The organism is Klebsiella sp. D-Nf1, from assembly GCF_002810515.1.
Classification (GTDB): Bacteria; Pseudomonadota; Gammaproteobacteria; order Enterobacterales; family Enterobacteriaceae; genus Klebsiella; species Klebsiella variicola.
Window position 1 is genome coordinate 361,137 of sequence record NZ_PIOK01000003.1, and the last position, 21,297, is coordinate 382,433.

Genomic DNA, 21,297 nt, shown 5'->3' on the forward strand with positions numbered 1-21,297 from the left:
GGACCCGTAGGCCGGGTAAGGCGCAGCCGCCACCCGGCGAAATGACGGCGCAATCGAAATGTCCCTGCTCGCGCTGCGCTTAGCAGGGCTACCACTCCTGTGCTATTTCCGAGCTGATTGCGCTCCTGATATTTCTTCTGCGTTATGTCACTCATGGCGCAGGGAGCGCACAGGGGGCGGCCAGTCGCCGCCGCCCCCTGTACCCCCGGGCTCCGGCCAGCAAAATCGCCACTGCGTGGTACCTTCGACTTATCCCTGCAGGCTTCGGGTCGGGCCGAGGCAGCGTCCGTGCAAAACACGGCCCTCAGCCCGCATTCATGCGGGCTGCCCCGGCCTTCCGGGAACGTCTCAGAGATTTTGAGGCCGCAACACCGGCAGTTTCAGTCGCACAAGTGGGTAAATTAATGACTGGCTGCTCGGACCGTAGGCCGGGTAAGGCGTAGCCGCCACCCGGCGAAATGACGGATGTGGTGCCTGAAAGCGTGCCCGGCGACGCCCCTTTATTCCTGATGGCGGGTGACGTTGAGGATCTTCGCGCTGGCGCCGACCGCGAAATTACTCAAGGCGCCAAAATCGCTGCCCTGATAGCCCATGATCTTGCCGTCGGTGCGCATCTGCTGCAGATCGATCAGGATCACCCCCAGCGTGGGAATGATTTTCTCCCGCCAGACGAACAGATAGAGATCATCCGCCACCTGCACATAGTGGCAGCGATCGACATCCGCCAGCCCCTTTTCCACGCCATCCAGACATTGCCAGGCGTAAAAATTATCGTTGAGATAAATATGCTCATAACGCTCGGTCGGACTGTAGGTGTACTGATTACGCATCCCGACCAACGCAGTGGTAAAGCCTGGCAGCGGCCCCGGCTGCTCATCCAGGCGGGCAAAAACAAACCGTGCCTCTACCGCGGTTAGCGGCAGGCCTTGCTCCACCCGGCTGAAGGCGTCCAGCCGCGCGGCGGCTTCGTCCGGCAACTGGCCGTAGACCAGGGTGGCATTGCGCTGCGTCAGGTTGCATACCGCGCTGATGCTGGCGTTATCGTGCTCCGGGTCAAGGAAGTCGATAAACAGAATATCGGGGCGCAGGGCGGTTGCTCGCCAGGGGGCGCGCTTGCCGTTCCAGCTGAGCGTCTGGTCATCTTCGATAACCAACTGCTGCGGCTTACTGCCAGCGACATAAAAGGTAAAGGTTTCGCCTGCGGGCAGGCTGGCGGTAGCCAGCAGGTTGCCGTGCGGGGCAAAACCATCGGCCAGCGCGCCGACCTGGATAAATACAGCTTCTGAAGTCATGTGGGCTCCTGAGGAGAGTAGGGCGTTAAGCAAACGCCAGAGTGGGAACATCGACGATACTGGCGCCGCCATCGGCGACCAGCGTGGCGCCGCTGATGATGGCGGCCTGCGGCGAACAGAGAAACTGACAGGCCTCGGCTATCTCCTCGGAGCTGGCGGGGCGGCGCAGCGGAACGTCGCGACAGACCCGCTGATAAGCCTCCGTCAGCGATAGCCCTTCCGCCTGTATCAGCGGGAGCATCTCTTCATCCGCCATCGGCGTCGTAACCCAGCCGGGACAGATGGCGTTGGCGCGTACCCCCTGTGGGCCGTAATCGCGAGCCACGGAGCGCATCAGACCGATTAAGGCGTGTTTAGCGGTGACGTAGCCGCAGGCCTGCGGCCCGGCAGCCAGCGAGGCGATGGAGGCGACAAACAGCACATTGCCGCGGCAGGCAATCAGCGAAGGCAGACAGGCGCGAACGCTGGCGAACGCGCTGGTGAGATTGCCGTCCAGCGCCTTGCGCCACTGGCTGTCGCTGGTCTCGGCGGCGGGGCTGTTGCCCATCCCGCCGGCGCTGCAGATCAGCACGTCGATCCCGCCAGCCTGGTCGAGGATCGCCGGCAGCAACCGCTGACCCCAGACCTCGCCGTTGGCGGCATCGCCCACCAAAGCCGTGGCGCCGGTCTCATCGGCGACAGCCTGCAATGGCGCTTCGCGCCGCCCGGTAATAAACACCCGGTCGCCCGCGGCGCACATCAGCCGCGCGCAGGCGGCGCCAACCCCGGTTCCACCGCCGGTAATTACCACGACTCTCGCCATCGGCACTCTCCTGTAATGGGGTTTCTGATTACCTTAAAAAGCGCGCCAGGTCCCGGCTATCGCCCGGAAGAACGATAGTCGGGCGGTTAATGGCGCCCGCTCAAAGGGGGCTGTTCACCTTATTTTGGCAACAGCAGGTCAGGCGTAATCACAGGATTACGCCACGGCGAAAGTTAATGGGCATCCTGTTAAGGGTATAAGTGAAAAAAAACAGAAATCCATCGTTCTTAAGGATGAGAGAGAGGTGTATGGGATAGCTTTTTTTTATCGCCAATGGAATGTAGTTAGGGTGTTAATATTTTTTGTTTATGTTTTAACGCGTCCACGGTAAAGCATGGCAAGCGCATTTTTTAAATGCTATATATAACAATGCATTGATTAAAAATTTGTAACGGCTATCACATTGTTAATATGTTAATGATTGTGTTACTTAAATGTGAAATGTATGCTTCATTTATCGGTAGTTATTCATGTGTCACGTACCATCATCTCGACGGGGAGGCCCTATCATGTCTGCTTTGTTAAAAGCCAGCCGTAATGATGCGATAATAGCCCGTTGTTTACAGACTATATCCCAGTTAATTCCACTGACTTCCGCGGTTTTTTATCGAGTAAATAATCGCTTAAAACCCGAAAACTATATATTGCATAATATTTCTGATAATACGCATCAACAATATCTGGAAAACTTCCAGCCGCTGGATCCGCTTCTGCCGTCGTACTTTAGCCACCAGAACACCACCGTGGCGGCGATGACGCCGCGGCTCTGCGACCGCAACCGCCATTACTATCATGAATTTATGTTGCCGAATAACGTGCGCGACATGACCGAGATCTTTATTCGCCGCGAGCGGCGGATCATCGCCGGTATCTCGCTGATGCGCGACGTGCCTTTCTCCAGCGAAGAGCGCCAGCGGGCTCAGGCGGTGCTGCCGCTGGTGGAGCTGGCCATTCGCGACTGTCTGCAGGAAGAAGATGACCTGCCCGTCATCCTGACGGCGAAAGAGCGGGAAATCGTCGGCATGGTGCGCGAAGGCGCCAGCAATAAGCTGATTGCCCGCCAGCTGGATATCTCGCTCTCGACGGTAAAAACGCACCTGCGCAACATTTTCGCCAAGACCGAAGTCGTCAATCGTACCGAACTGGTTTCCCGAACCTGGATGCCGGCCGCTCAGCGTACGCTGCATCTGTGATCTGACTTTCGCATCCCGCGCGCGCCGTGGCAGCACGGCGTTTTCCTGATACGTTGATCCCTAAAGTCCCGGTACGGGACTTTTTCTTTACTTAGTCCCGAAATGGGACTGGTCTCTGCACATGAAGATAATCTCAGTGAAAACCTTAAATAAGCGGGTGGTATTCAACATTAAGGGAAATGATGACCGGTTAATCGTAGCGTTGCTTATCTGCGGGGGATGGATGTTCGTTAAGTTTATCGAGACGCATAAGGAATATGACGTGATAAACGCTGAGACGATTGAGAGGACGTAAATGATGAATGTTAAGCCTATCCTCATACGCAGTTCGGCATCCCCCTTGAGAGCCTGATCGGCGCGTGATCGCGCGGGCATTCGGTTCACTCATGCATCCACTGGCTTATCGCCTGATTAACCATCGCCAGCACGCTGAGCAGCAGCATCCGCTGCTGCGCTTCCAGCTTCAGATAACGGCGCAGCGGCGGCATCTTGCAGACCACCTCGCTGGCGGCCCAGGGTTCAATGCTGCAGCGCCAGCCGCTACTATCAAAGGTCAGCGAAAAGCGGCGGTAATCCAGCTCGCTTAAGGTCTGCTGGAGATTAGGAAAACCGTTGAGATAGCCGGCGAGTTCCTCGCTGTCTTTGCCGCCGATAAAGCGGATCGGCTGGCGTTTCCACCAGCCGGATTGATGGGCGCGAATGTTACCGCGCACGGGCCGGGTCACCGGCCCCTCGACGACAAACTCGCAGCTGTGAATGCTGGCCATAAACAGCCGCTTCTGACGCACGCTGAAGGTAATGGCGGTGGCGTCGTTCAACCGCAGCAATGCGCTGCGTTCGCTCAGCTTTTCGCACGGCCAGCCCGCCAGATCGCGCTGCACCGCGTTCATTAACGGCGTCTCAAACCAGGGGACGGAGGACATCTGGCGTCATCTCCCCGCGGGTCTGTTTTTCGTAGTTGCTGATGGCGCGCTCAACCACCTCTTCCACTACCAGCGGCTTGAACGGATTGACGCGCTGCACACACACCGTCCAGAACAGGGCGTAGGCGGCGGTCAGGCCGAGCATAATGCCGAACGGCACCAGCACCTGGCGGCTGTCCATCCCCGGCGGCGTGATATTGACGATAGCGATGATGATCCCGACGCTGGAGATAATCTGCGGCAGCGGGAACCACGGCGAGCGGTAGGCGCGCGGCAGGTCCGGGCGGCGGATACGCAGCATCACCACCGACAGGGTAACCAGCAGATAGGCGACGCCCCAGGCGCAGACCGCGGCGAGGATCAGCGGCACGATGCGGTCCAGATCGCCGTTCAGATACCAGGCGTGCAGGCAGGGGATCGCCACCCCGATGGCAATGGCGATCACCGGCGTTTTAAAGCGCGGATGCAGCCAGGTCAGGAAGCGGGGCAGCGCGCCGTCCAGCGCCATGCCGTAGATAATGCGCGGCACGGCGGCCATCAGCGTATTGATGGTAGCGCAGCCGGCCAGCAGCAGCCCGACCCCCAGCCAGTACTGGCCGGCGTGGCCCATCACTCGCTCGGCGAAGGCCGGGATCGCCATCGGCGTATCCAGCAGATGGACGTTGTTGGCCGCGTCGAGCACGGTGTTCTCCACCTGGCGGTTGATCGCCGCGCCGTAGATAAACATGCAGCTGGCGACCCCCAGCAGGCCCAGCGCCATCGCCCGCGGAATAGTGCGGTGGGCCTGTTTGATCTCCGGCGCCATCGGCGTCACCAGTTCGCAACCGACGAACATAAACATCGCCATGCCGATATAGCCGAACAGACCGTTGATATCGCTGATGTTCAGCGGCGTGCCGAACCAGCCGGAAAGATGAGTCACCGGCGCCATAAAAATGCCGCACAGGCCGAAAATGGTCAGCGTGGTCCACATGCCGAAGGTCAGCACCACTTCGACTTTGCCGAAGATTTCCACGCCGATGGCGTTGAGCAAGCCGAAAATCACCACCATGCCGACACCCACCATCCAGGTGTTCTGGTGGGCGGCCATCTGGGCGTTGATCGATTCGAAGTTCACCAGCGCCATAATGCCCGCCAGGATCGTCTCCGCCGTCCCGGCGAAAATATGCACGATCAGATAGGCGCACAGCGCGCCGGTGATGGCGAAGAAGCGGCCCATGCCGCAGGAGATATAGTCGTACACCGAACCGGTGGTAGGAATGAGCGTCGCCGCCTCGGCAAAGGTGGTGACCTGCGCCTGCATCATAATAAAGGCCAGCAGCACCGCCAGCGCGAAGGTATCGCCACCCATGCCGAAGCCGCTGGTGACCGTCAGGATCACCGGGCTGGCCATAATCAGCCCGACGGAGCTGGCGAGAGTGGTCGGGAAGCCGACGACGCCGCGCTCAAGATGGCTGGCGAGTCTGTTACTAAACATAGTCAACCTCTGCACAATAGTGGGGGAGGGCAGGGAATAGCCAGCGCCACTCCCGGATAGTCATAATTTAGGCGGGCATCCTGCTCAATGAATATCGTCCGGAAGATGGAGGGCGGCGCATGATTCTGTGACGCAGTCCATGAATGTGGCGGCGAGTAAATAAGATGGCCCCGGAAAGCGGGGCCATCTGTCTTGCCACGTTGCGCGTATTTCTGCCGGGTGGCGGCTAGCGCCTTACCCGGCCTACCGACGGCATTCGTCCTCCAGGCCCGTGCAAGCGCAGCGCCGCCGGGCATTATCAGTTTGTTAGCGCGTCTCGACGTTCGCCAGGTAGTGCTTCACAAAGCGCGGCGTCAGGATTTTCCACTCCACTTCGGTACCCTGTTTGACAAACCAGCTGTCGCCCGGCGTAAAGCGCTGCGGCTCGCCGCCGGCGACGGTCAGCTCCACTTCGCCTTCCAGCACGGTAGCGTGCTCGGTAAACGGATAGGTCATGGTAAAGCTCCCCTCAGTGGACGAAAACAGTCCGCAGGTAAAGGCGTCCTGCGGCTCGCCGTAGATCATCGTCCCGGCCACCTGCGGGTCTCCCGCGGTCGGCGTCGCGCCGAGCAGGCTGACGCTGCCGATCGGCTGCAGGTCAGGTACCGGGTGTTTAAGTTTAAAAGCGTGCATAGCGTTCTCCTGGTTAACTCCGGCCTTTCCAGAAACCGGCGGTTTGATGCATCATTTTTCCGGCAGTGACTAATAGCAAGCGCAGGCTGTCACGGCCGTGGATGGTCGCGTGGGGGATGCTGCTCAGCAGGCGATAGCGGTCGGAACCGCCGTTGATCCCTTCGGCGAGGATTTTGCACACGATGTGTGACGGGGTGACGCCGAAGCCGGAGTACCCCTGGACGTAAAAGACGTTGTTGTGATCGCGTAGGGTGCCGATCTGCGGGAACAGGTTGGCGCTACAGGCCATCGGCCCGCCCCAGGCGAAATCGATCTTCACATCCTTCAGATAGGGGAAGACCTCCGCCAGCAGCGTGCGATTCCAGGCGGCGAAATCGTTCGGTGTATATTCCACGAAGCGAGTCGCGCTGCCGAACAGCAGGCGATTTTCCCGGGTGACACGGTAGTAGTTAATCACCGGGCGAATATCGCTGAAGGCGCCGCGCAGTGGGCTGATGCGCTCGATCAGTTCATCGGAAAGGGGCTCCGTTGACACCTGATAGGAGTAGGTCACCAGCGTCTTGTTGTAGATCTCCGGCTCCATATTGTTGAGGAAGCTGTCGCAGGCCCACAGTAGTTTGGCGGCTTTGACGCTGCCCATCGCGGTGCGTACCCGCACCTGTTTGCCGTAATTCACCTCCACCACTGGCGAGGATTCAAAAATCTTCACCCCCAGCGAATGGGCAGCCTGCGCCGAACCGAGCAGCATATTCAACGAGTGGATCTGTCCGCCGCCCATATGTTTCAGCGCGCCGCAGTAAACCTCGGAGCCAACCACCTGCTGCACCTCTTTGCCGGTATACAGCTCGATATCTTCATCCGGGGTGGCGGCCTTAAACTCTTTCTCCCACTGGCGCAGCGTTTTTAGCTGCCGCTGGTTATAGGCAAGATAGCCGTAGCCGGGGACGAAATCGGCGTCGATCTGGTATTTGCGGATGCGTTCGCGAATGATGCCCGCGCCGAGATTGGAAATTTTAAACAGCGTCTCCAGCCCCTCTTTGCCAACGTGCTTTTTTACCGCTTCGATATCGTGACCGATACCGGCCATCACCTGGCCGCCGTTGCGCCCGGTGCCGCCGTAGCCGAGATGGCGTGCTTCCAGTACCACCACGTTGGTGATGCCCTGTTCCGCCAGCTCCAGTGCGGTATTAATGCCGGAGAAGCCGCCGCCGATAATCACCACATCGGCTTCAATATCTTCCCGTAGCGCCGGAAAATGGAGGTGGTATTTCTTCGTCGCGCCGTAGTAGTTCAGCGCATCGATTTTAATGTTCATCGCGTTACCCTGTGGTCTTGCCTGGCTCAAGGTCCTCATCACAGCACGCCATGTGGGCGTTGAATATCGTCCGGAAGAATGACGTTCTTTAGAACGATGGGCGGCGCAGAGCAACCGTGCTGTGATAAGCCAACTTTGCTGAAAAAACGGGTGCTGACGATGAGCGAGATAACCTTACTGGCGGAAGTGACCGCCTTTTTACGCCAGCCGCACGGGCAGTTTATCGCCGGTGAACGGGCGGCAGGCCACGGCGCGCCGTTCGCGGTGATTAACCCGGCCACCGGTCAGGCAATTGCTGAGGTGACGGCAGCGGATGTGGATCAGGCGGATCGCGCCATGGAGAGTGCCCGCCAGGCGTTCAGTCAGTGGCGCGAGATGCCGACGCTGGCGCGCGGTACGCTGCTGCTGAAGCTGGCGGATGCCCTGGCTGAGCATCGCGAAGCGCTGGCGCAGCTGGAAAGTCTCTGCTCCGGCAAGACCATCATGCTGGCGCGGATGTTGGAGCTGGATCAATCGGTGGCGTTTTTGCGCTACTTCGCCGGCTGGGCGGGGAAGGTGACCGGCGAAACGCTGGATGTGTCGCTCCCCTCCATGAACGGTGAGAAATATACCGCCTTCACCCGCCGCCAGCCGCTGGGGGTGGTGGTCGGCATCGTGCCGTGGAACTTCTCCATCATGATTGCCATCTGGAAGCTGGCGGCGGCCCTGGTCTGCGGCTGCACCATCGTCCTCAAACCGAGCGAATATACCCCGCTGACGCTGCTGCGCGTGGCGGAGCTGGCAAAAGCGGTGGGTATCCCGGATGGGGTGATTAACGTGGTCAACGGCGCCGGCGGCGAGATTGCCCAGCGGCTGATTACCCATCCGGCCTGCGCCAAGGTGAGCTTCACCGGCTCGGTGGCCACCGGTGAAAAAGTCCAGCAGTCGGCCAGCGCTTCCGGTAAACGGGTGACCCTTGAGCTGGGGGGCAAAAACGCCGCGCTGTTCCTCGATGACCTGACGCCGGAGGCGATGGTCAACGGCATTATTGAAGCCGGCTACCTGAATCAGGGGCAGATTTGCGCCGCCGCGGAGCGCTTTTATCTGCCGCAGGGCAAACTGGATGCAGTGCTGGCGCTGCTGAAAGAAAGACTCAGCGCCTTCGCGCCCGGCTCGCCGCTGGATGAACAGACGCTGATGGGGCCGCTGGCCAACCGTCAGCAATACGAGAAAGTGCTCAAACTGATCCAGATCGCGCGCGACGAGGGGGATACCATTGTTTGCGGCGGTGAAGCGCTGCCCGGCGAGGGCTATTTCCTGCAGCCGACCGCGGTCAAAGTCCGCAGCGAAGAGAGCACCCTGATGCGCGAAGAGACCTTCGGTCCGGTGTGCAGCTTCATCGGCTATCGCAGTGAAGAAGAGGCGCTGGCGCGGATCAATGCGTCGCCATATGGCCTGGCGGCCAGCGTCTGGTCCGATAATATTCGCCAGGCGCTGCGCTACTCGGAGGCGATTGACGCCGGCATCGTGTGGGTCAATATGCATACCTTCCTCGACCCGGCGGTACCGTTCGGCGGCATGAAGGGCTCGGGCATCGGGCGCGAATTCGGCAGCGCGTTTATCGATGATTATACGGAGCTGAAGTCGGTGATGGTGCGCTATTAAGTTTTGTCGGTGGAGGCAGCCCTGGCCGGGCGACGGTGACGCCTTGCCTGGCCTGGGTCCATGCGAGCGGTGGTTAATCTGGCCGCCCCTGTCCGCGCCATAGCCCCATGCAACTTGCGACAATTCCCCCTAAGTGATAAAAGGTGCCCCTTCGCAAAAACACACAGGGGAACGACGTGAAAGACGCGTCAACGTCGTCGGATGCCGTAGAAGAGAGCGGCCCGACGCTTCATCGCGGTTTACAGAACCGACATATTCAACTTATCGCCCTTGGCGGCGCGATTGGTACCGGCCTGTTTCTCGGCATTGGTCCCGCTATCCAGATGGCCGGCCCGGCGGTCTTACTGGGCTACGCCGTGGCCGGGATTGTCGCTTTTCTGATCATGCGCCAGCTGGGCGAAATGGTGGTGGAAGAGCCTGTATCCGGCTCCTTTGCCCACTTTGCCTACAAATACTGGGGCCCGTTCGCCGGTTTCCTGTCCGGCTGGAACTACTGGGTGATGTTCGTGCTGGTGGGAATGGCAGAGCTGACCGCCGCCGGGATCTACATGCAGTACTGGCTGCCCGACGTCCCGACCTGGATCTGGGCGGCGGCCTTCTTCCTCATTATTAACGCCGTCAACCTGGTCAACGTCCGTCTGTATGGCGAAGCGGAGTTCTGGTTCGCACTGATTAAGGTGCTGGCGATTATCGGCATGATTGCCTTTGGCCTGTGGATGTTGTTTGGCGGCCACGGCGGCAGCAAAGCCGGGTTCGACAACCTGTGGAAACACGGCGGCTTCCTCGCCACCGGCTGGCACGGTCTTATTCTGTCGCTGGCGGTGATTATGTTCTCCTTCGGCGGGCTGGAGCTTATCGGCATCACCGCCGCCGAAGCGCAAAACCCGGAAAAGAGCATCCCGAAAGCGGTGAACCAGGTGGTTTATCGTATCCTGCTGTTCTATATCGGTTCGCTGGTGGTGCTGCTGGCGCTCTACCCGTGGGTGGAGATCAAATCCGACAGCAGCCCGTTTGTGATGATTTTCCATCATCTCGACAGCAACATGGTGGCGTCCGCGCTGAACTTCGTCATTCTGGTGGCCTCGCTGTCGGTCTATAACAGCGGCGTGTACTCCAACAGCCGGATGCTGTTCGGCCTGTCGGTGCAGGGCAATGCGCCGACGTTCCTCGCCCGTGTCAGCAAGCGCGGCGTGCCGGTGAATTCGCTGCTGCTGTCAGGCGTCATTACCTCGCTGGTGGTGGTGCTGAACTACCTGCTGCCGCATGAAGCGCTGGGGCTGCTGATGGCCCTGGTGGTGGCGACGCTGCTCCTGAACTGGATCATGATCTGTATGGCGCACCTGAAGTTCCGCGCCGCCCAGCGCCGCAAAGGGCGTGAATCGAAGTTCAAAGCGCTGCTGGCGCCCGCCAGCAACTACTTCTGCATTGCTTTCCTTGGGTTGATTCTGGTGCTGATGTGCACTATCGACGGCATGCGCCTGTCGGCGATCCTGCTGCCGGTGTGGATCCTGTTCCTGTTTATCGCCTTCAAACTGCTGCGCCGCCCGGCGTAAGCGAGACGCCCCGCCGTCCGGCGGGGCTGCCTGCCTTTTTATTGTGATCCTCTTCGCAGGTGGGGAATTTGCCTGGCGATCTTCTTTTTGTAATCGATTACTTTTTGTGTTGAGCGATTTTGTAATCGATTACTTTTAAGGGCGAGCAACATGGTCACAACAACAGAAGGTCAGGAAAGTGCCCGCGTGAGCCACCGTTTTCTGGTGCCGCGGCTGTCGTTAATGATGTTTATGCAGTTCTTTATCTGGGGCAGCTGGTCGGTGACCCTGGGACTGGTGATGACCCGCTATGAGATGTCATTGCTGATCGGCGATGCGTTCTCCGCCGGGCCAATCGCCTCCATCCTGTCCCCCTTTGTGCTGGGAATGCTGGTGGATCGCTTTTTCGCCTCGCAGAAGGTGATGGCGGTGATGCACCTCGCCGGGGCGGCGATCCTGTGGTTTGTCCCCCAGGCACTGGTGGCGCAGAACGGCGCCCTGCTGATTGGCCTGCTGTTCGGCTATACGCTGTGCTATATGCCGACCCTGGCGCTGACCAACAATATTGCGTTCCACAGCCTGGCCAATGTCGATAAAACCTTCCCGGTGGTCCGCGTGTTCGGCACCATCGGCTGGATTATCGCCGGGATCTGCATCGGGGTGACCGGTATCTCTGATACCACCGGCATCTTCACGCTGGCGGCACTCTGTTCGGTCGCGCTGGCGATTTACAGCCTGACGCTGCCCCATACCCCGGCGCCGGCCAAAGGCATGCCGGTTCAGTTTCGCGATCTGCTGTGTGCGGACGCCTTCGCGCTGCTGAAAACCCGTCACTTCCTGATTTTTTCTCTCTGCGCCACCTTAATTTCCGTGCCGTTAGGCACCTATTACGCCTATACCGCGTCGTATCTGGCGGATGCCGGCGTCAAGGATGTCAGCACCGCGATGTCGTTTGGCCAGATGTCAGAGATCGTCTTTATGCTGATCATTCCGTTGCTGTTCCGCCGCCTCGGGGTGAAATACATGCTGCTCATCGGCATGGTGGCGTGGTTTGTCCGCTACGCCTTTTTTGCCCTCGGGGTCAGCGAAGAGGGGCGTTTCCTGCTTTATCTGGGCATTTTGCTGCACGGCGTGTGCTATGACTTTTTCTTTGTCGTCGGCTTTATCTACACCGACCGCGTGGCGGGCGAGAAGGTCAAAGGCCAGGCGCAGAGCATGATTGTGATGTTCACCTACGGGATCGGCATGCTGCTGGGCTCGCAGATCTCCGGCACGCTGTATAACCATCTGGTGGCTGGCCAGAGCGTGCCGCAGGCCTGGGTGACCTTCTGGTGGATCCCGGCGGTGGCCGCCGCGGTTATCGCCCTGATTTTCCTTTTCTCTTTCCAGTACAACGAGAAAGAGCCGCACTAATTTTACAGGAGGGGGGTATGAAAACGATTAAGGGACCGGGCATTTTTCTGGCGCAGTTTATCGGCCCGCAGGCGCCGTTTAACACCCTGGCGGGGGTGGCGCAGTGGGCCGCCGGCCTGGGATACCGGGCATTGCAGATCCCCTGCAACCACCCGGCGATTTTTGATGTCGAGCGAGCGGCGGCGAGCCAGACCTACTGCGACGAGGTCCGCGGCACCCTGGCGGAGCATGGGCTGGTCATCAGCGAGCTGTCCACTCATCTTGAAGGGCAACTGGTGGCGGTGCATCCGGCGTATGACGCGGCGTTTGACGCCTTCGCCCCAGCGGCGCTGCATGGCGATCCGCAGGCGCGCCAGCGCTGGGCGGTGGAGAAAGTGCGCCAGGCGGCAGTGGCCTCCAGCCGCCTGGGGCTGAAGGCGCATGCGACCTTTTCCGGGGCGCTGGCATGGCCCTTTTTTTATCCGTGGCCGCCGCACAATCAGCCGCTTCTGGATGAGGCCTTTGCCGAGCTGGCCCGGCGCTGGCGCCCGCTGCTGGACCACTTCGACGAACAGGGCGTCGATGTCTGCTATGAGATCCACCCCGGCGAAGATCTGCACGATGGCGTGACCTTTGAGCGTTTTCTCGCGCTGGTGGATAACCATCCGCGCTGCAATATGCTCTATGACCCGAGCCACCTGCATCTGCAGCAAATGGACTATCTGACCTATATCGATATCTATCACTCGCGTATTAAAGCCTTTCACGTCAAGGACGCCGAATTTCGCCGCAACGGGCGCAATGGCGTCTATGGCGGATACCAGCCCTGGCAGCAGCGGGCCGGGCGTTTCCGCTCTCCCGGCGACGGGCAGATCGACTTCAAAGGGGTGTTCAGTAAGCTGACCGAATATGATTTTGACGGCTGGGCGGTGCTGGAGTGGGAGTGCTGCCTGAAGGACGCCGAGACCGGCGCGCGCGAGGGCAGCGAGTTTATCCGCCGCCATATCATTCCCGTTGCCGAACGGGCCTTCGACGACTTTGCCGCCGGCGGGAGGGAATAACATGATTCAGGTCGCGATTATCGGGGCAGGGTTTATTGGCCCGGCGCATCTGGAGGCGCTGCGGCGTCTGGGAGATGTCGAGGTCGTAGCGCTGTGCGACAGCAGCCTTGAGGCGGCGCAGCGCAAGGCGCGAGCGCTGAACATTGCCCATGCCTACGACAGCGTGGAGGCGCTGCTGGCCCATCCGGGGCTGCAGGTGGTGCATAACTGTACCCCGAACCATCTGCATGCCCAGATTAACCGGCAGATCCTCGCCGCCGGGCTACACGTCTTCTCCGAAAAGCCGCTGTGTATGACGGCGGAGGAGGCGCGGGAGCTGGTGGCGCTTGCCGCCCGGGCCGGCGTGGTACATGGCGTCAGCTTTGTCTATCGCCAGTTCGCCATGGTCCAGCAGGCGGCGGCGATGATCTGCCATGGCGATATTGGCAGAATCTTCGCGGCGCACGGCAGCTATTTACAGGACTGGATGCTGCTGGAGACCGACTACAACTGGCGGGTCGATTCGGCGCAGGGCGGCGCGTCGCGGACGGTGGCCGACATCGGCTCCCACTGGTGCGATACCGTGCAGTTTATGTCCGGTCGGCGGATTGTCGAGGTGATGGCGGATCTGTCTATCGTCTGGCCGACGCGTAAAGCGCCAGTCAATGGCAAAGCGACCTTCAGCGCCGTTCACGAGGCGCAGGCATATGAAACCCGGCCTGTCGATACTGAGGACTTTGGCTCGGTGCTGTTGCGTTTTGACGATGGCAGCAAGGGCAGCTTTATGGTCTCCCAGGTGAGCGCCGGGCGGAAAAACCGTCTGGCGGTGGAGATTAACGGCAGCCTCTGTTCTCTGGCCTGGGATCAGGAAGTGCCCCAGCGGCTGTGGATCGGCCACCGCGAGCAGCCGGATCGCCTGCTCAGCGACGACCCGAGCCTGCTGCGGCCGGAGGCCGCCGCCAGCGCCCATTACCCCGGCGGCCATATTGAGGGCTGGCCCGATGCCTTCAAGAATATGATGGGGCAATTTTATCAGGCGGTACGTGCCGGAAGGATGCCGGAGGCCGGGGCCCGGCGCTTCGCCGCTTTCGACGACGGCGCCGATGTGATGTACATCATTGAGGCGATCGTCAAAAGCCATCAGCAGCAGTGCTGGGTCAGCGTCGAACGCTGAGCGCAGGCGGGGCGCAGGATTATTTCACCCCAAGATAGCCGTCGAGATAGGCACCGGAGAGCTCGTTGCCGAACAGGACGGCATCTTTATTTTCCATCGCATTATCCCATTTGTCGCTGGCGTTGCCGGTAAAGGCGTGTTCGGTGCGGGTGCCCTGCGCCGCCTGTTGTTTGATGGCCTCGGCGGTGCGGCGGGCGTCGCTTTCGCTCATGCCAGCGGCTTTATCCTGCTGGCCGCGGGCGTACATTGCCGTGAAGGTCGGCAGGTTTAAACGGTAATTTTCCTGGCGGTTGACGGTGAAATTACCGCCGACAAAATCGGAGCGGTGGGCGACAAACGCGTAAGCGTGGCGTTCCGGTGACGATTTTGACGAGGTGCAGCCGGTGATTGTTGCCAGCGCACAGCTGAGGGCGAGAACCGCGGTGGAGAGCCTCATGGAGATATCATCCTTAATCATAAACGAAGAAATAGGGCGCCAGGGGGCTGTCGCCAGAGCGCGAACCGGGTGGAACGGCAAAAGGATGCGCGTTAACGGCGTGGGAGAGAAGCCCTGATTTTTAATAGTTTTCTCGCGCGTTCCCGCGCTTTCGCGCCAGGCTGGCAGGCTGACCAGAGGTCATTTATGATAGCCTGCAGGATCCACCTCTATCGCAGGAAGTGCAGGGTTTATGTCTATTCAGAAAATTGCTCGTCTGGCCGGCGTCTCGGTGGCCACGGTGTCGCGGGTGCTGAACAACAGCGATACGGTAAAAGCCAAAAACCGTGAGCGCGTGCTGCAGGCGATCAAAGAGAGCAACTATCAGCCGAACCTGCTGGCGCGTCAGCTGCGAACCGCCCGCAGCAATATGATCCTGGTGATGGTCTCCAATATCGCTAATCCCTTTTGCGCCGAGGTGGTGAAGGGGATAGAAGAAGAGGCGGAGAAGAACGGCTACCGCATTCTGCTGTGTAACTCCGGGTCGGATCTGGCCCGCTCGACCTCGGGCCTGCAGCTGCTCTCCGGCAAAATGGTCGACGGCATTATTACCATGAACGCGCTCTCCAGCCTGCCGGAGCTGACCACCATGATTGGCGATGCGCCCTGGGTGCAGTGCGCGGAGTATGCCGACACCGGCAGCATCTCCTGCGTCGGGATTAACGACGTCGAGGCGGCTCAGGGGGCGGTGTCCAGGCTGGCCGATAGCGGCCGCCGCCGCATTGCGCTCATTAATCACGACCTGAGCTATCGCTATGCTCGCCTGCGCGAGCGCGGCTATAAAAGCGTGCTGCACGTGCATGGTCTGGCGTATCAGCAGGTGACCTACGCGCAGGATCTTAGCGCGGCGGCTGGTAAACGGGCGATGGAGCAGCTGCTGTCGCAAGACGAGCAGCCCGATGCGGTGTTTGCCGTTTCGGACTCCCTCGCCGCCGGGGCGTTGCGGGCGATCGCCCAGGCCGGACTGCGGGTGCCGGAGGATATCGCGGTGATCGGCTTCGACGGCACCGAGCTGGCGGAAGTGGTCTCCCCGCAGCTGACCACCGTCGAACAGCCCTCCCGGGCGATCGGCCGCACGGCGGTGGCCTTGCTGATGAAACGCATCGACGATCCCGACGCCGCCGTCGAGCGTGTGATGATGGACTGGCGCGTGATTGACCGCGCCAGCGCCTGAGGTCAGCGGGAGAAGGCGCCCGCCAGCGCGCGAATGTCGTTGCCGGTGGGCGTTTGATGAATGCGTAAGCCAAACTCCTCCACCACGGCGAAGACATGGTCGAAAATATCCGCCTGGATCCCCTCATATTCCGCCCACACCACGGTGTTGGTGAAGCAGTAGATCTCGATGGGCAACCCGTTGGCATCCGGCGCCAGCTGGCGCACCATCAGGGTCATATCCTGGCGGATACGTGGATGATGGCGTAAATACTCCTGCAGATAGGCGCGGAAGGTGCCGACATTGGTCATTCGCCGCTCATTGAGAACCGACTGTTCCCCGGCGTACTGCTGGTTCCAGGCGCTAATCTCCTCGTGGCGCGAATCCATATAGGGCTTAAGCAACTTCGCCCGGATCAAGCGCTGCTGCTCCTGTTCATCAAGAAAATGAATGCTGGTGGTGTCGATGTTAAGGCTGCGCTTAATGCGGCGGCCGCCGGAGGCTGACATGCCGCTCCAGTTTTTAAACGAGTCGGAGACCAGCGACCAGGTCGGAATGGTGGTGATGGTGTTGTCCCAGTTGCGCACCTTGACCGTGGTCAGGCCGATATCGATCACCGCGCCGTCGGCGCCGTACTTCGGCATCTCCAGCCAGTCGCCAAGCTTGAGCATATCGTTGGCAGAGAGCTGAATACCGGCCACCAGGCCGAGGATCGGATCTTTAAACACCAGCATCAGCACCGCGGCCATCGCGCCGAGCCCGCTAATCAGGATCGCCGGTGACTGGCCTATCAGCAGGGAAATAATCAGGATGCCGATAATAATCGCCGTCACCAGCTTAATTCCCTGGAATATACCCTTCAGCGGCAGCTGTGAGGCGGCGGGAAATTTCTGCGCCAGCTTTAAAATCACATCCAGCAGCGAGAAGAAGGACAGCATGGCATATATCATTACCCATAGCTGAGCCACGGTGGTTAATATTTCCGCCGCCTCGCTGCCTTTTTGCAGCCACAGCACCGCCTGCACGTTGACGATGATCCCCTGCAGGGTAAAAGCCAGTCGGTGAAAGAGTTTATTCTGCGTGATGATTTGCAGCCACAGGTGGCTGCTGGCCAATGCCCGTTTTTCGAACGCGCGCAGGACCACTTTGTGCAATATCAGATGCACGACCACGGCGGTGAATAAGATAATGCCGAAGATAATCATCAGCGAGCGGGTGGGGGTTATTTCGATACCTAAGGCGGCAATTTGCGATATTAATTCCTGCATAACGTCTCCTGAATATCCAGCGGGTATGATGACCGCTGGATAGCTATTATGCAAATCACCGCCGCCGGTATTACGAGGCCATCGTCGCCGGCTGTCGGTTGAGATGATGGCGCAGCCACAGCGCGATGGCCCCCAGCAACAGCATCATGACCACCTCGACCAGCAGAAAATCAATCAGCGCCTGCGGATAGTTTCCGCCGCCGCGACGGGCCAGCGCGAGGAACAGCGAACCGAGGATAGCCGGTCCCAGACCGAGGGTCGCCTGCTGCAGGGTGCTGAGGATGGCGCTCCCGGCCCCGGCATCGCTGGCGCTGATATCGCGCATGCCAATCCGGTAAAAGCTGTTGACGATCAGCGCCTGGCCGTAGCCGATCAGCGCCGTGGCGGGGACCAACGTCAGGGCGGTGGTGGCGATGCCGAAGCGGGAGAAGGTGGCGCACAGCAGCAGGAGTCCGGCGATCTGCACCGCCAGACCGGTCAACAGGATCCGCCCCATGCTGTGGCGGGCGATAAGCCGCGGGGCATACAGCGCCGAAATAAAATAAGCCACGCCGAGGGCGATAAAGCTATTGCCGGACTGCCACGGCGCCATCCCCAGCCCCTCCTGCATGGTCAGCGCCATGCAGAACATAAAGCCGGACCAGGCGCTGAAAAACAGCAGGGCGATGGCCATGCCGAAGCGGATGCTGGTCAACTGCAGCAGACGCGGCGGTAGCAGGGGATGGTCGCCGCGCTGCTGCTGGCGCAGGGCGCTCTGACGCATGGCGAACATGAGCGGCAGGACCGCCACCAGCATCAGCTGCAGCCACAGCGGCCAGTGCAGCTCCGGACCGAGGGCCATCGGGAACAGCAGGCAGCAGAGGATCAGCGCGAGGTACAGCGTGCCCAGCCAGTCAATACGCGACGGCGTCTCGCGACGGGTTTCCGGCACATAGCGGCGGCTCAGGGCCAACACCAGCAGGCAGATCGGCACATTGATAAAAAAGGCGTTGCGCCAGCCCAGTCCGGCGATATCCGCCGACACCAGCCAGCCGCCGCCCATCTGACCGACGATAAAGGCGATGCCGCCGATGCCGCCATACAGGCTGATGGCCCGGGCGTGGGCGGGGCCTTTGAGGGTCACGTGCAGGGTCGCGAGGATCTGCGGCACAATCAGCGCCGCCCCGGCGCCCTGCAGGGTGCGGGCCGCCAGCAGGGCGCCGATGCTGTTCGCCATCCCGCACAGCAGGGAAGCGATGCCAAAGAGGGCGACGCCCCACATAAACAGGCGCCGGCGGCCGTAGTTATCGCCAAGCTTACTGCCCATCGCCAGGCAGACGGCAAAGGCGACGCCGTAAAGCGCGACGATAAGCTCCAGCTGCGTGGCGCTGGCCGCCAGGGTGTGGGTGATGGCATCCAGCGCCACATTGGTGATCGAGGTATCAATAAGCGGCAGCATCTGGCCGCCCAGCAGCAGCAACAGACCGGCGCGGCCGGGTGAAACAGCAGACGTATTCATGGGATTCTCCATTGCGTCATTCAGCAGACCGACGTAGCATTACCGATAAATTAAACGGGTACCAGTTCCTGTCTATACTGGTACTGGCACTACTATGCTGGAGGGGTGATGACCACGATGCCGCAACGGGAGTTGACGATCGCCGTGCCGGACGATCGACGCAAACAGCTGGGGGCATTTTTGCGCGCCCGCCGTGAAAGCCTCGATCCGCAGCGCCTGGGGTTGCCCCGCGTGGGCCGTCGGCGCACGCCGGGCCTGCGTCGGGAAGAGGTGGCGATGCTCGCCGACGTCGGCGTCACCTGGTACACCTGGCTGGAGCAGGGGCGGGAGGTGAATCCGTCGGAGGCGGTGCTGGTGGGGGTCGCGAATGCTTTACAGTGCAGTCCGCTGGAGACCCGGCACCTGTTCGTACTGGCCGGGCTGACCCCGCCGGAAGCGACCCAGGTGACGGTGTGCGAAGGCATCAGCCCCGGTACCCGCCGGATGCTGGACAGCCTGATGCCGCAGCCAGCCAGTATTCAGAAACCGAACTTTGATATTGTGGCCTGGAACGACAGCTTCTGCCGCCTGATGGGCATCGATTTCGCCACCCTCCCGGAAGAAGATCGCAACTGCATTTATCTCTATCTGACCCATGAGACCTGGCGCAGCCGGATCGAAAATCGCGATGTGCTGCCGACCTTCGTCTCTTATTTTCGCGCCGCGATGGCCGAGCACCGTGGCGAGCCGGCGTGGGAAAACAAGCTGGCGCGCTTTTTCGCCGCCTCGTCGGAGTTTGAAACGCTGTGGCATCAGCGCTACGAGGTGCGCGGTGTGGAAAACCAGATTAAACATTTTAACCACCCGCAGCTCGGGCGATTCAGTCTGCAGCAGATGTACTGGTATTCGGCGCCGCGCAACGGTTCGCGCCTGCTGGTCTATCTGCCGATGGACGAGGCGGGCGAGCAGGCGCTGGCGTGGCTGGATCAACATTAATCACAAGGACTCAGATGGTTGAGAATGTGCCATCTTCGGGTATTGCCCGGCCGGGCTGCTGGACGGTTCCCTCTCCCTCCGGGAGAGGGCCAGGGTGAGGGAAAGCACTGCAGGGAAGTCTTTTATGTTATCTGCGACTTCAGCGCACATTGCGCTCCCGGTTAGTCTTCTGCGTTATATCTCTCATGGCGCAGGGAGCGCACAGGGGGCGGCCAGTCGCCGCCGCCCCCTGTACCCCCGGGCTCCGGCCAGCATCGGCAGTTTCAGCAGCCCCAGGACCCGCGGTGATTTGGGTTTGTAGGCCGGGTAAGGCGTACGCCGCCACCCGGCAAAAAGGCGAGCACATTAGCGAAAACAGGTTTGTCATCAGTCTCAAGGAATGCCTATGAACGTAACCCGAAAAGAACAGCGCATTATTCAGCGCGCGCTGAACGCCTGGCAGGCCAGCGGGGAGTTAACCCCGGCGGACAGCCAGCGGCTGGCGCAAACGCTGCGCGTCTCCCCCTTCGACTGGCGGCGCCTGAGCCGCTACGCCTTCTGGACCGCGCTGGCCTGCGTGCTGATTGCTCTGGGCAGCCTGTTCGCCGACAGCGAGCTGGTGGCGTGGCTGCTGAGCCTGTTCAGCCACTCGGCGCTGACGCGGATCCTGCTGCCTGCGCTGCTGGCAGTCGCCTGTTACGGCTGGGGTTTTCGCCGCCAGCGGCGGGAGACGCAGTGGCACTACAGCACCGAGGCGATTTTGTTTCTGGGCGTCGTCTTTACCTCCGTGGCGCTATGGCAGCTTGGCGAACGGCTGGATAACGGCAGCGGCCATATCGCACCGCTGTTTCTGGCCGGATGCGTGATTTACGGCGCCATCGGCTATATTGCCCGCTCCGGGCTGGTGTGGCTCTTTTTTCTGCTGGCGCTGGGCAACTGGTTTGGCGCGGAAACCGGCTATGTCTCGGGGTGGGGCGCCTACTGGCTGGGCATGAACTACCCGATTCGCTTCGTCCTGTTCGGCGGCGCGCTGCTGGCGCTCTGCTACGGCGCGCAATCCCTGCTTCGCCAGCGGCAGCTGTTTACCGTCAGCAAGGCGATGGGCCTCACGTACCTGTTTATTGCGCTGTGGATCCTGTCGATTTTCGGCAATTACGACGCTGACAGCTGGTACAAAGTGAGTCAGGCGCGACTCTTGCCGTGGGGGCTGCTGTTTGCCGCGGCGGCCGGCGTCTGCATTTTTATCAGCCTGAAAACCGATGACGGAATGCTGCGCGGCTTCGGGCTAACCTTCCTGGCGATCAATCTCTATACCCGCTTCTTTGAGTTTTTCTGGAACGGGATGCACAAGGTGCTGTTTTTCCTGATCCTTGCCGTCTCGCTGGCGGTGATTGGCCGCTATGCCGAGCGCATCTGGCACGCGGGCGAAGGGCAGGTGGAGAAAAAATAAGTTCGCGTTGAGAACGCTAACCACTCAGGCCGCGCTCAGTCGC

General features: G+C 60.5%; 19 protein-coding genes. 10 read left to right on the forward strand and 9 right to left on the reverse strand.

Features of this window, described 5'->3' with window-relative positions; all coding sequences use genetic code 11:
• Nucleotides 1–500 precede the first annotated feature (500 nt).
• Nucleotides 501–1,292, reverse strand: coding sequence for a MoaF C-terminal domain-containing protein (locus CWM54_RS15540; RefSeq protein WP_100697712.1), 792 nt, complete (start codon nucleotides 1,290–1,292; stop codon nucleotides 501–503).
• Between the two features lie 25 nt (nucleotides 1,293–1,317).
• Entirely contained in the window at nucleotides 1,318–2,094 is a 777-nt protein-coding gene (locus CWM54_RS15545) for an SDR family NAD(P)-dependent oxidoreductase (RefSeq protein WP_100697713.1), read from the reverse strand.
• Nucleotides 2,095–2,603: 509 nt separating this feature from the next.
• Between CWM54_RS15545 and CWM54_RS15550 the strand changes: the two genes are divergently transcribed.
• Together CWM54_RS15550 and CWM54_RS15555 are read left to right on the forward strand one after the other, a co-directional pair.
• Nucleotides 2,604–3,287: a response regulator transcription factor gene (locus CWM54_RS15550; protein ID WP_100697715.1), complete on the forward strand. Its 684-nt coding sequence runs from the start codon at nucleotides 2,604–2,606 to the stop codon at nucleotides 3,285–3,287.
• A gap of 121 nt (nucleotides 3,288–3,408) precedes the next feature.
• Nucleotides 3,409–3,582, forward strand: coding sequence for a type II toxin-antitoxin system HigB family toxin (locus CWM54_RS15555; protein WP_100681976.1), 174 nt, complete (start codon nucleotides 3,409–3,411; stop codon nucleotides 3,580–3,582).
• A gap of 85 nt (nucleotides 3,583–3,667) precedes the next feature.
• On the opposite strand, the gene CWM54_RS15560 is transcribed toward CWM54_RS15555, so the two are convergent.
• The 4 genes from CWM54_RS15560 to CWM54_RS15575 form a co-directional block, all read right to left on the reverse strand.
• Nucleotides 3,668–4,210 (reverse strand): DUF3156 family protein, encoded by a 543-nt coding sequence (locus CWM54_RS15560; RefSeq protein WP_100681977.1) that lies wholly within the window; start codon nucleotides 4,208–4,210, stop codon nucleotides 3,668–3,670.
• Nucleotides 4,188–5,687: an APC family permease gene (locus tag CWM54_RS15565; protein WP_100681978.1), complete on the reverse strand. Its 1,500-nt coding sequence runs from the start codon at nucleotides 5,685–5,687 to the stop codon at nucleotides 4,188–4,190. The genes CWM54_RS15560 and CWM54_RS15565 overlap by 23 nt, the downstream gene beginning before the upstream one ends.
• 306 nt (nucleotides 5,688–5,993) lie before the next feature.
• Nucleotides 5,994–6,359 (reverse strand): cupin domain-containing protein, encoded by a 366-nt coding sequence (locus CWM54_RS15570; RefSeq protein ID WP_100681979.1) that lies wholly within the window; start codon nucleotides 6,357–6,359, stop codon nucleotides 5,994–5,996.
• Between the two features lie 13 nt (nucleotides 6,360–6,372).
• The gene (locus tag CWM54_RS15575) at nucleotides 6,373–7,674 is read right to left on the reverse strand and encodes an NAD(P)/FAD-dependent oxidoreductase (RefSeq protein ID WP_100681980.1); all 1,302 of its coding nucleotides are present in this window, start codon (nucleotides 7,672–7,674) and stop codon (nucleotides 6,373–6,375) included.
• Nucleotides 7,675–7,833: 159 nt separating this feature from the next.
• Here CWM54_RS15575 and CWM54_RS15580 point away from each other — a divergent pair, with 159 nt between their 5' ends.
• The 5 genes from CWM54_RS15580 to CWM54_RS15600 all read left to right on the forward strand — a co-directional run bounded on the left by CWM54_RS15580 (nucleotide 7,834) and on the right by CWM54_RS15600 (nucleotide 14,456).
• Nucleotides 7,834–9,318, forward strand: coding sequence for an aldehyde dehydrogenase family protein (locus CWM54_RS15580; RefSeq protein ID WP_061155436.1), 1,485 nt, complete (start codon nucleotides 7,834–7,836; stop codon nucleotides 9,316–9,318).
• Between the two features lie 176 nt (nucleotides 9,319–9,494).
• Nucleotides 9,495–10,871: a phenylalanine transporter gene (pheP, locus tag CWM54_RS15585; RefSeq protein WP_016160431.1), complete on the forward strand. Its 1,377-nt coding sequence runs from the start codon at nucleotides 9,495–9,497 to the stop codon at nucleotides 10,869–10,871.
• A gap of 186 nt (nucleotides 10,872–11,057) precedes the next feature.
• Nucleotides 11,058–12,263: an MFS transporter gene (locus CWM54_RS15590; RefSeq protein ID WP_162678332.1), complete on the forward strand. Its 1,206-nt coding sequence runs from the start codon at nucleotides 11,058–11,060 to the stop codon at nucleotides 12,261–12,263.
• A 17-nt stretch (nucleotides 12,264–12,280) separates the two neighbouring features.
• Nucleotides 12,281–13,303, forward strand: a complete 1,023-nt coding sequence (locus tag CWM54_RS15595; RefSeq protein ID WP_100697717.1) for a sugar phosphate isomerase/epimerase family protein — start codon at nucleotides 12,281–12,283, stop codon at nucleotides 13,301–13,303.
• 1 nt (nucleotide 13,304) lies between these two features.
• On the forward strand, nucleotides 13,305–14,456 hold the full coding sequence (locus CWM54_RS15600; protein WP_100697719.1) for a Gfo/Idh/MocA family protein: 1,152 nt from the start codon (nucleotides 13,305–13,307) through the stop codon (nucleotides 14,454–14,456).
• Nucleotides 14,457–14,475: 19 nt separating this feature from the next.
• On the opposite strand, the gene CWM54_RS15605 is transcribed toward CWM54_RS15600, so the two are convergent.
• Entirely contained in the window at nucleotides 14,476–14,892 is a 417-nt protein-coding gene (locus CWM54_RS15605) for an Exc2 family lipoprotein (protein ID WP_004183289.1), read from the reverse strand.
• Nucleotides 14,893–15,124: 232 nt separating this feature from the next.
• Here CWM54_RS15605 and CWM54_RS15610 point away from each other — a divergent pair, with 232 nt between their 5' ends.
• Entirely contained in the window at nucleotides 15,125–16,105 is a 981-nt protein-coding gene (locus CWM54_RS15610; protein WP_061155433.1) for a LacI family DNA-binding transcriptional regulator, read from the forward strand.
• A 2-nt stretch (nucleotides 16,106–16,107) separates the two neighbouring features.
• Here CWM54_RS15610 and CWM54_RS15615 read toward each other — a convergent pair whose 3' ends face one another.
• Both CWM54_RS15615 and CWM54_RS15620 read right to left on the reverse strand, forming a co-directional pair.
• Nucleotides 16,108–17,352: a mechanosensitive ion channel family protein gene (locus CWM54_RS15615; protein WP_004202471.1), complete on the reverse strand. Its 1,245-nt coding sequence runs from the start codon at nucleotides 17,350–17,352 to the stop codon at nucleotides 16,108–16,110.
• A gap of 70 nt (nucleotides 17,353–17,422) precedes the next feature.
• On the reverse strand, nucleotides 17,423–18,850 hold the full coding sequence (locus CWM54_RS15620) for an MFS transporter (RefSeq protein ID WP_100697721.1): 1,428 nt from the start codon (nucleotides 18,848–18,850) through the stop codon (nucleotides 17,423–17,425).
• A gap of 108 nt (nucleotides 18,851–18,958) precedes the next feature.
• Here CWM54_RS15620 and CWM54_RS15625 point away from each other — a divergent pair, with 108 nt between their 5' ends.
• Nucleotides 18,959–19,825 carry a helix-turn-helix transcriptional regulator gene (locus CWM54_RS15625; protein ID WP_100681986.1) on the forward strand — a complete coding sequence of 289 codons (867 nt, stop codon included), beginning with the start codon at nucleotides 18,959–18,961 and terminating at the stop codon, nucleotides 19,823–19,825.
• 385 nt (nucleotides 19,826–20,210) lie between these two features.
• Nucleotides 20,211–21,254 carry a DUF2157 domain-containing protein gene (locus CWM54_RS15635; RefSeq protein ID WP_100697722.1) on the forward strand — a complete coding sequence of 348 codons (1,044 nt, stop codon included), beginning with the start codon at nucleotides 20,211–20,213 and terminating at the stop codon, nucleotides 21,252–21,254.
• Nucleotides 21,255–21,297 lie beyond the last annotated feature (43 nt).

What these genes read in the sequence shown, in the direction of transcription:
- CWM54_RS15540 (WP_100697712.1), bottom strand. Translation starts at nt 1,292, where the DNA reads ATGACTTCAGAAGCTGTATTTATCCAGGTCGGCGCGCTGGCCGATGGT.
- CWM54_RS15545 (WP_100697713.1), bottom strand. Translation starts at nt 2,094, where the DNA reads ATGGCGAGAGTCGTGGTAATTACCGGCGGTGGAACCGGGGTTGGCGCC.
- CWM54_RS15550 (WP_100697715.1), top strand. Translation starts at nt 2,604, where the DNA reads ATGTCTGCTTTGTTAAAAGCCAGCCGTAATGATGCGATAATAGCCCGT.
- CWM54_RS15555 (WP_100681976.1), top strand. Translation starts at nt 3,409, where the DNA reads ATGAAGATAATCTCAGTGAAAACCTTAAATAAGCGGGTGGTATTCAAC.
- CWM54_RS15560 (WP_100681977.1), bottom strand. Translation starts at nt 4,210, where the DNA reads ATGTCCTCCGTCCCCTGGTTTGAGACGCCGTTAATGAACGCGGTGCAG.
- CWM54_RS15565 (WP_100681978.1), bottom strand. Translation starts at nt 5,687, where the DNA reads ATGTTTAGTAACAGACTCGCCAGCCATCTTGAGCGCGGCGTCGTCGGC.
- CWM54_RS15570 (WP_100681979.1), bottom strand. Translation starts at nt 6,359, where the DNA reads ATGCACGCTTTTAAACTTAAACACCCGGTACCTGACCTGCAGCCGATC.
- CWM54_RS15575 (WP_100681980.1), bottom strand. Translation starts at nt 7,674, where the DNA reads ATGAACATTAAAATCGATGCGCTGAACTACTACGGCGCGACGAAGAAA.
- CWM54_RS15580 (WP_061155436.1), top strand. Translation starts at nt 7,834, where the DNA reads ATGAGCGAGATAACCTTACTGGCGGAAGTGACCGCCTTTTTACGCCAG.
- CWM54_RS15595 (WP_100697717.1), top strand. Translation starts at nt 12,281, where the DNA reads ATGAAAACGATTAAGGGACCGGGCATTTTTCTGGCGCAGTTTATCGGC.
- CWM54_RS15600 (WP_100697719.1), top strand. Translation starts at nt 13,305, where the DNA reads ATGATTCAGGTCGCGATTATCGGGGCAGGGTTTATTGGCCCGGCGCAT.
- CWM54_RS15605 (WP_004183289.1), bottom strand. Translation starts at nt 14,892, where the DNA reads ATGAGGCTCTCCACCGCGGTTCTCGCCCTCAGCTGTGCGCTGGCAACA.
- CWM54_RS15610 (WP_061155433.1), top strand. Translation starts at nt 15,125, where the DNA reads ATGTCTATTCAGAAAATTGCTCGTCTGGCCGGCGTCTCGGTGGCCACG.
- CWM54_RS15615 (WP_004202471.1), bottom strand. Translation starts at nt 17,352, where the DNA reads ATGCAGGAATTAATATCGCAAATTGCCGCCTTAGGTATCGAAATAACC.
- CWM54_RS15620 (WP_100697721.1), bottom strand. Translation starts at nt 18,850, where the DNA reads ATGAATACGTCTGCTGTTTCACCCGGCCGCGCCGGTCTGTTGCTGCTG.
- CWM54_RS15625 (WP_100681986.1), top strand. Translation starts at nt 18,959, where the DNA reads ATGACCACGATGCCGCAACGGGAGTTGACGATCGCCGTGCCGGACGAT.
- CWM54_RS15635 (WP_100697722.1), top strand. Translation starts at nt 20,211, where the DNA reads ATGAACGTAACCCGAAAAGAACAGCGCATTATTCAGCGCGCGCTGAAC.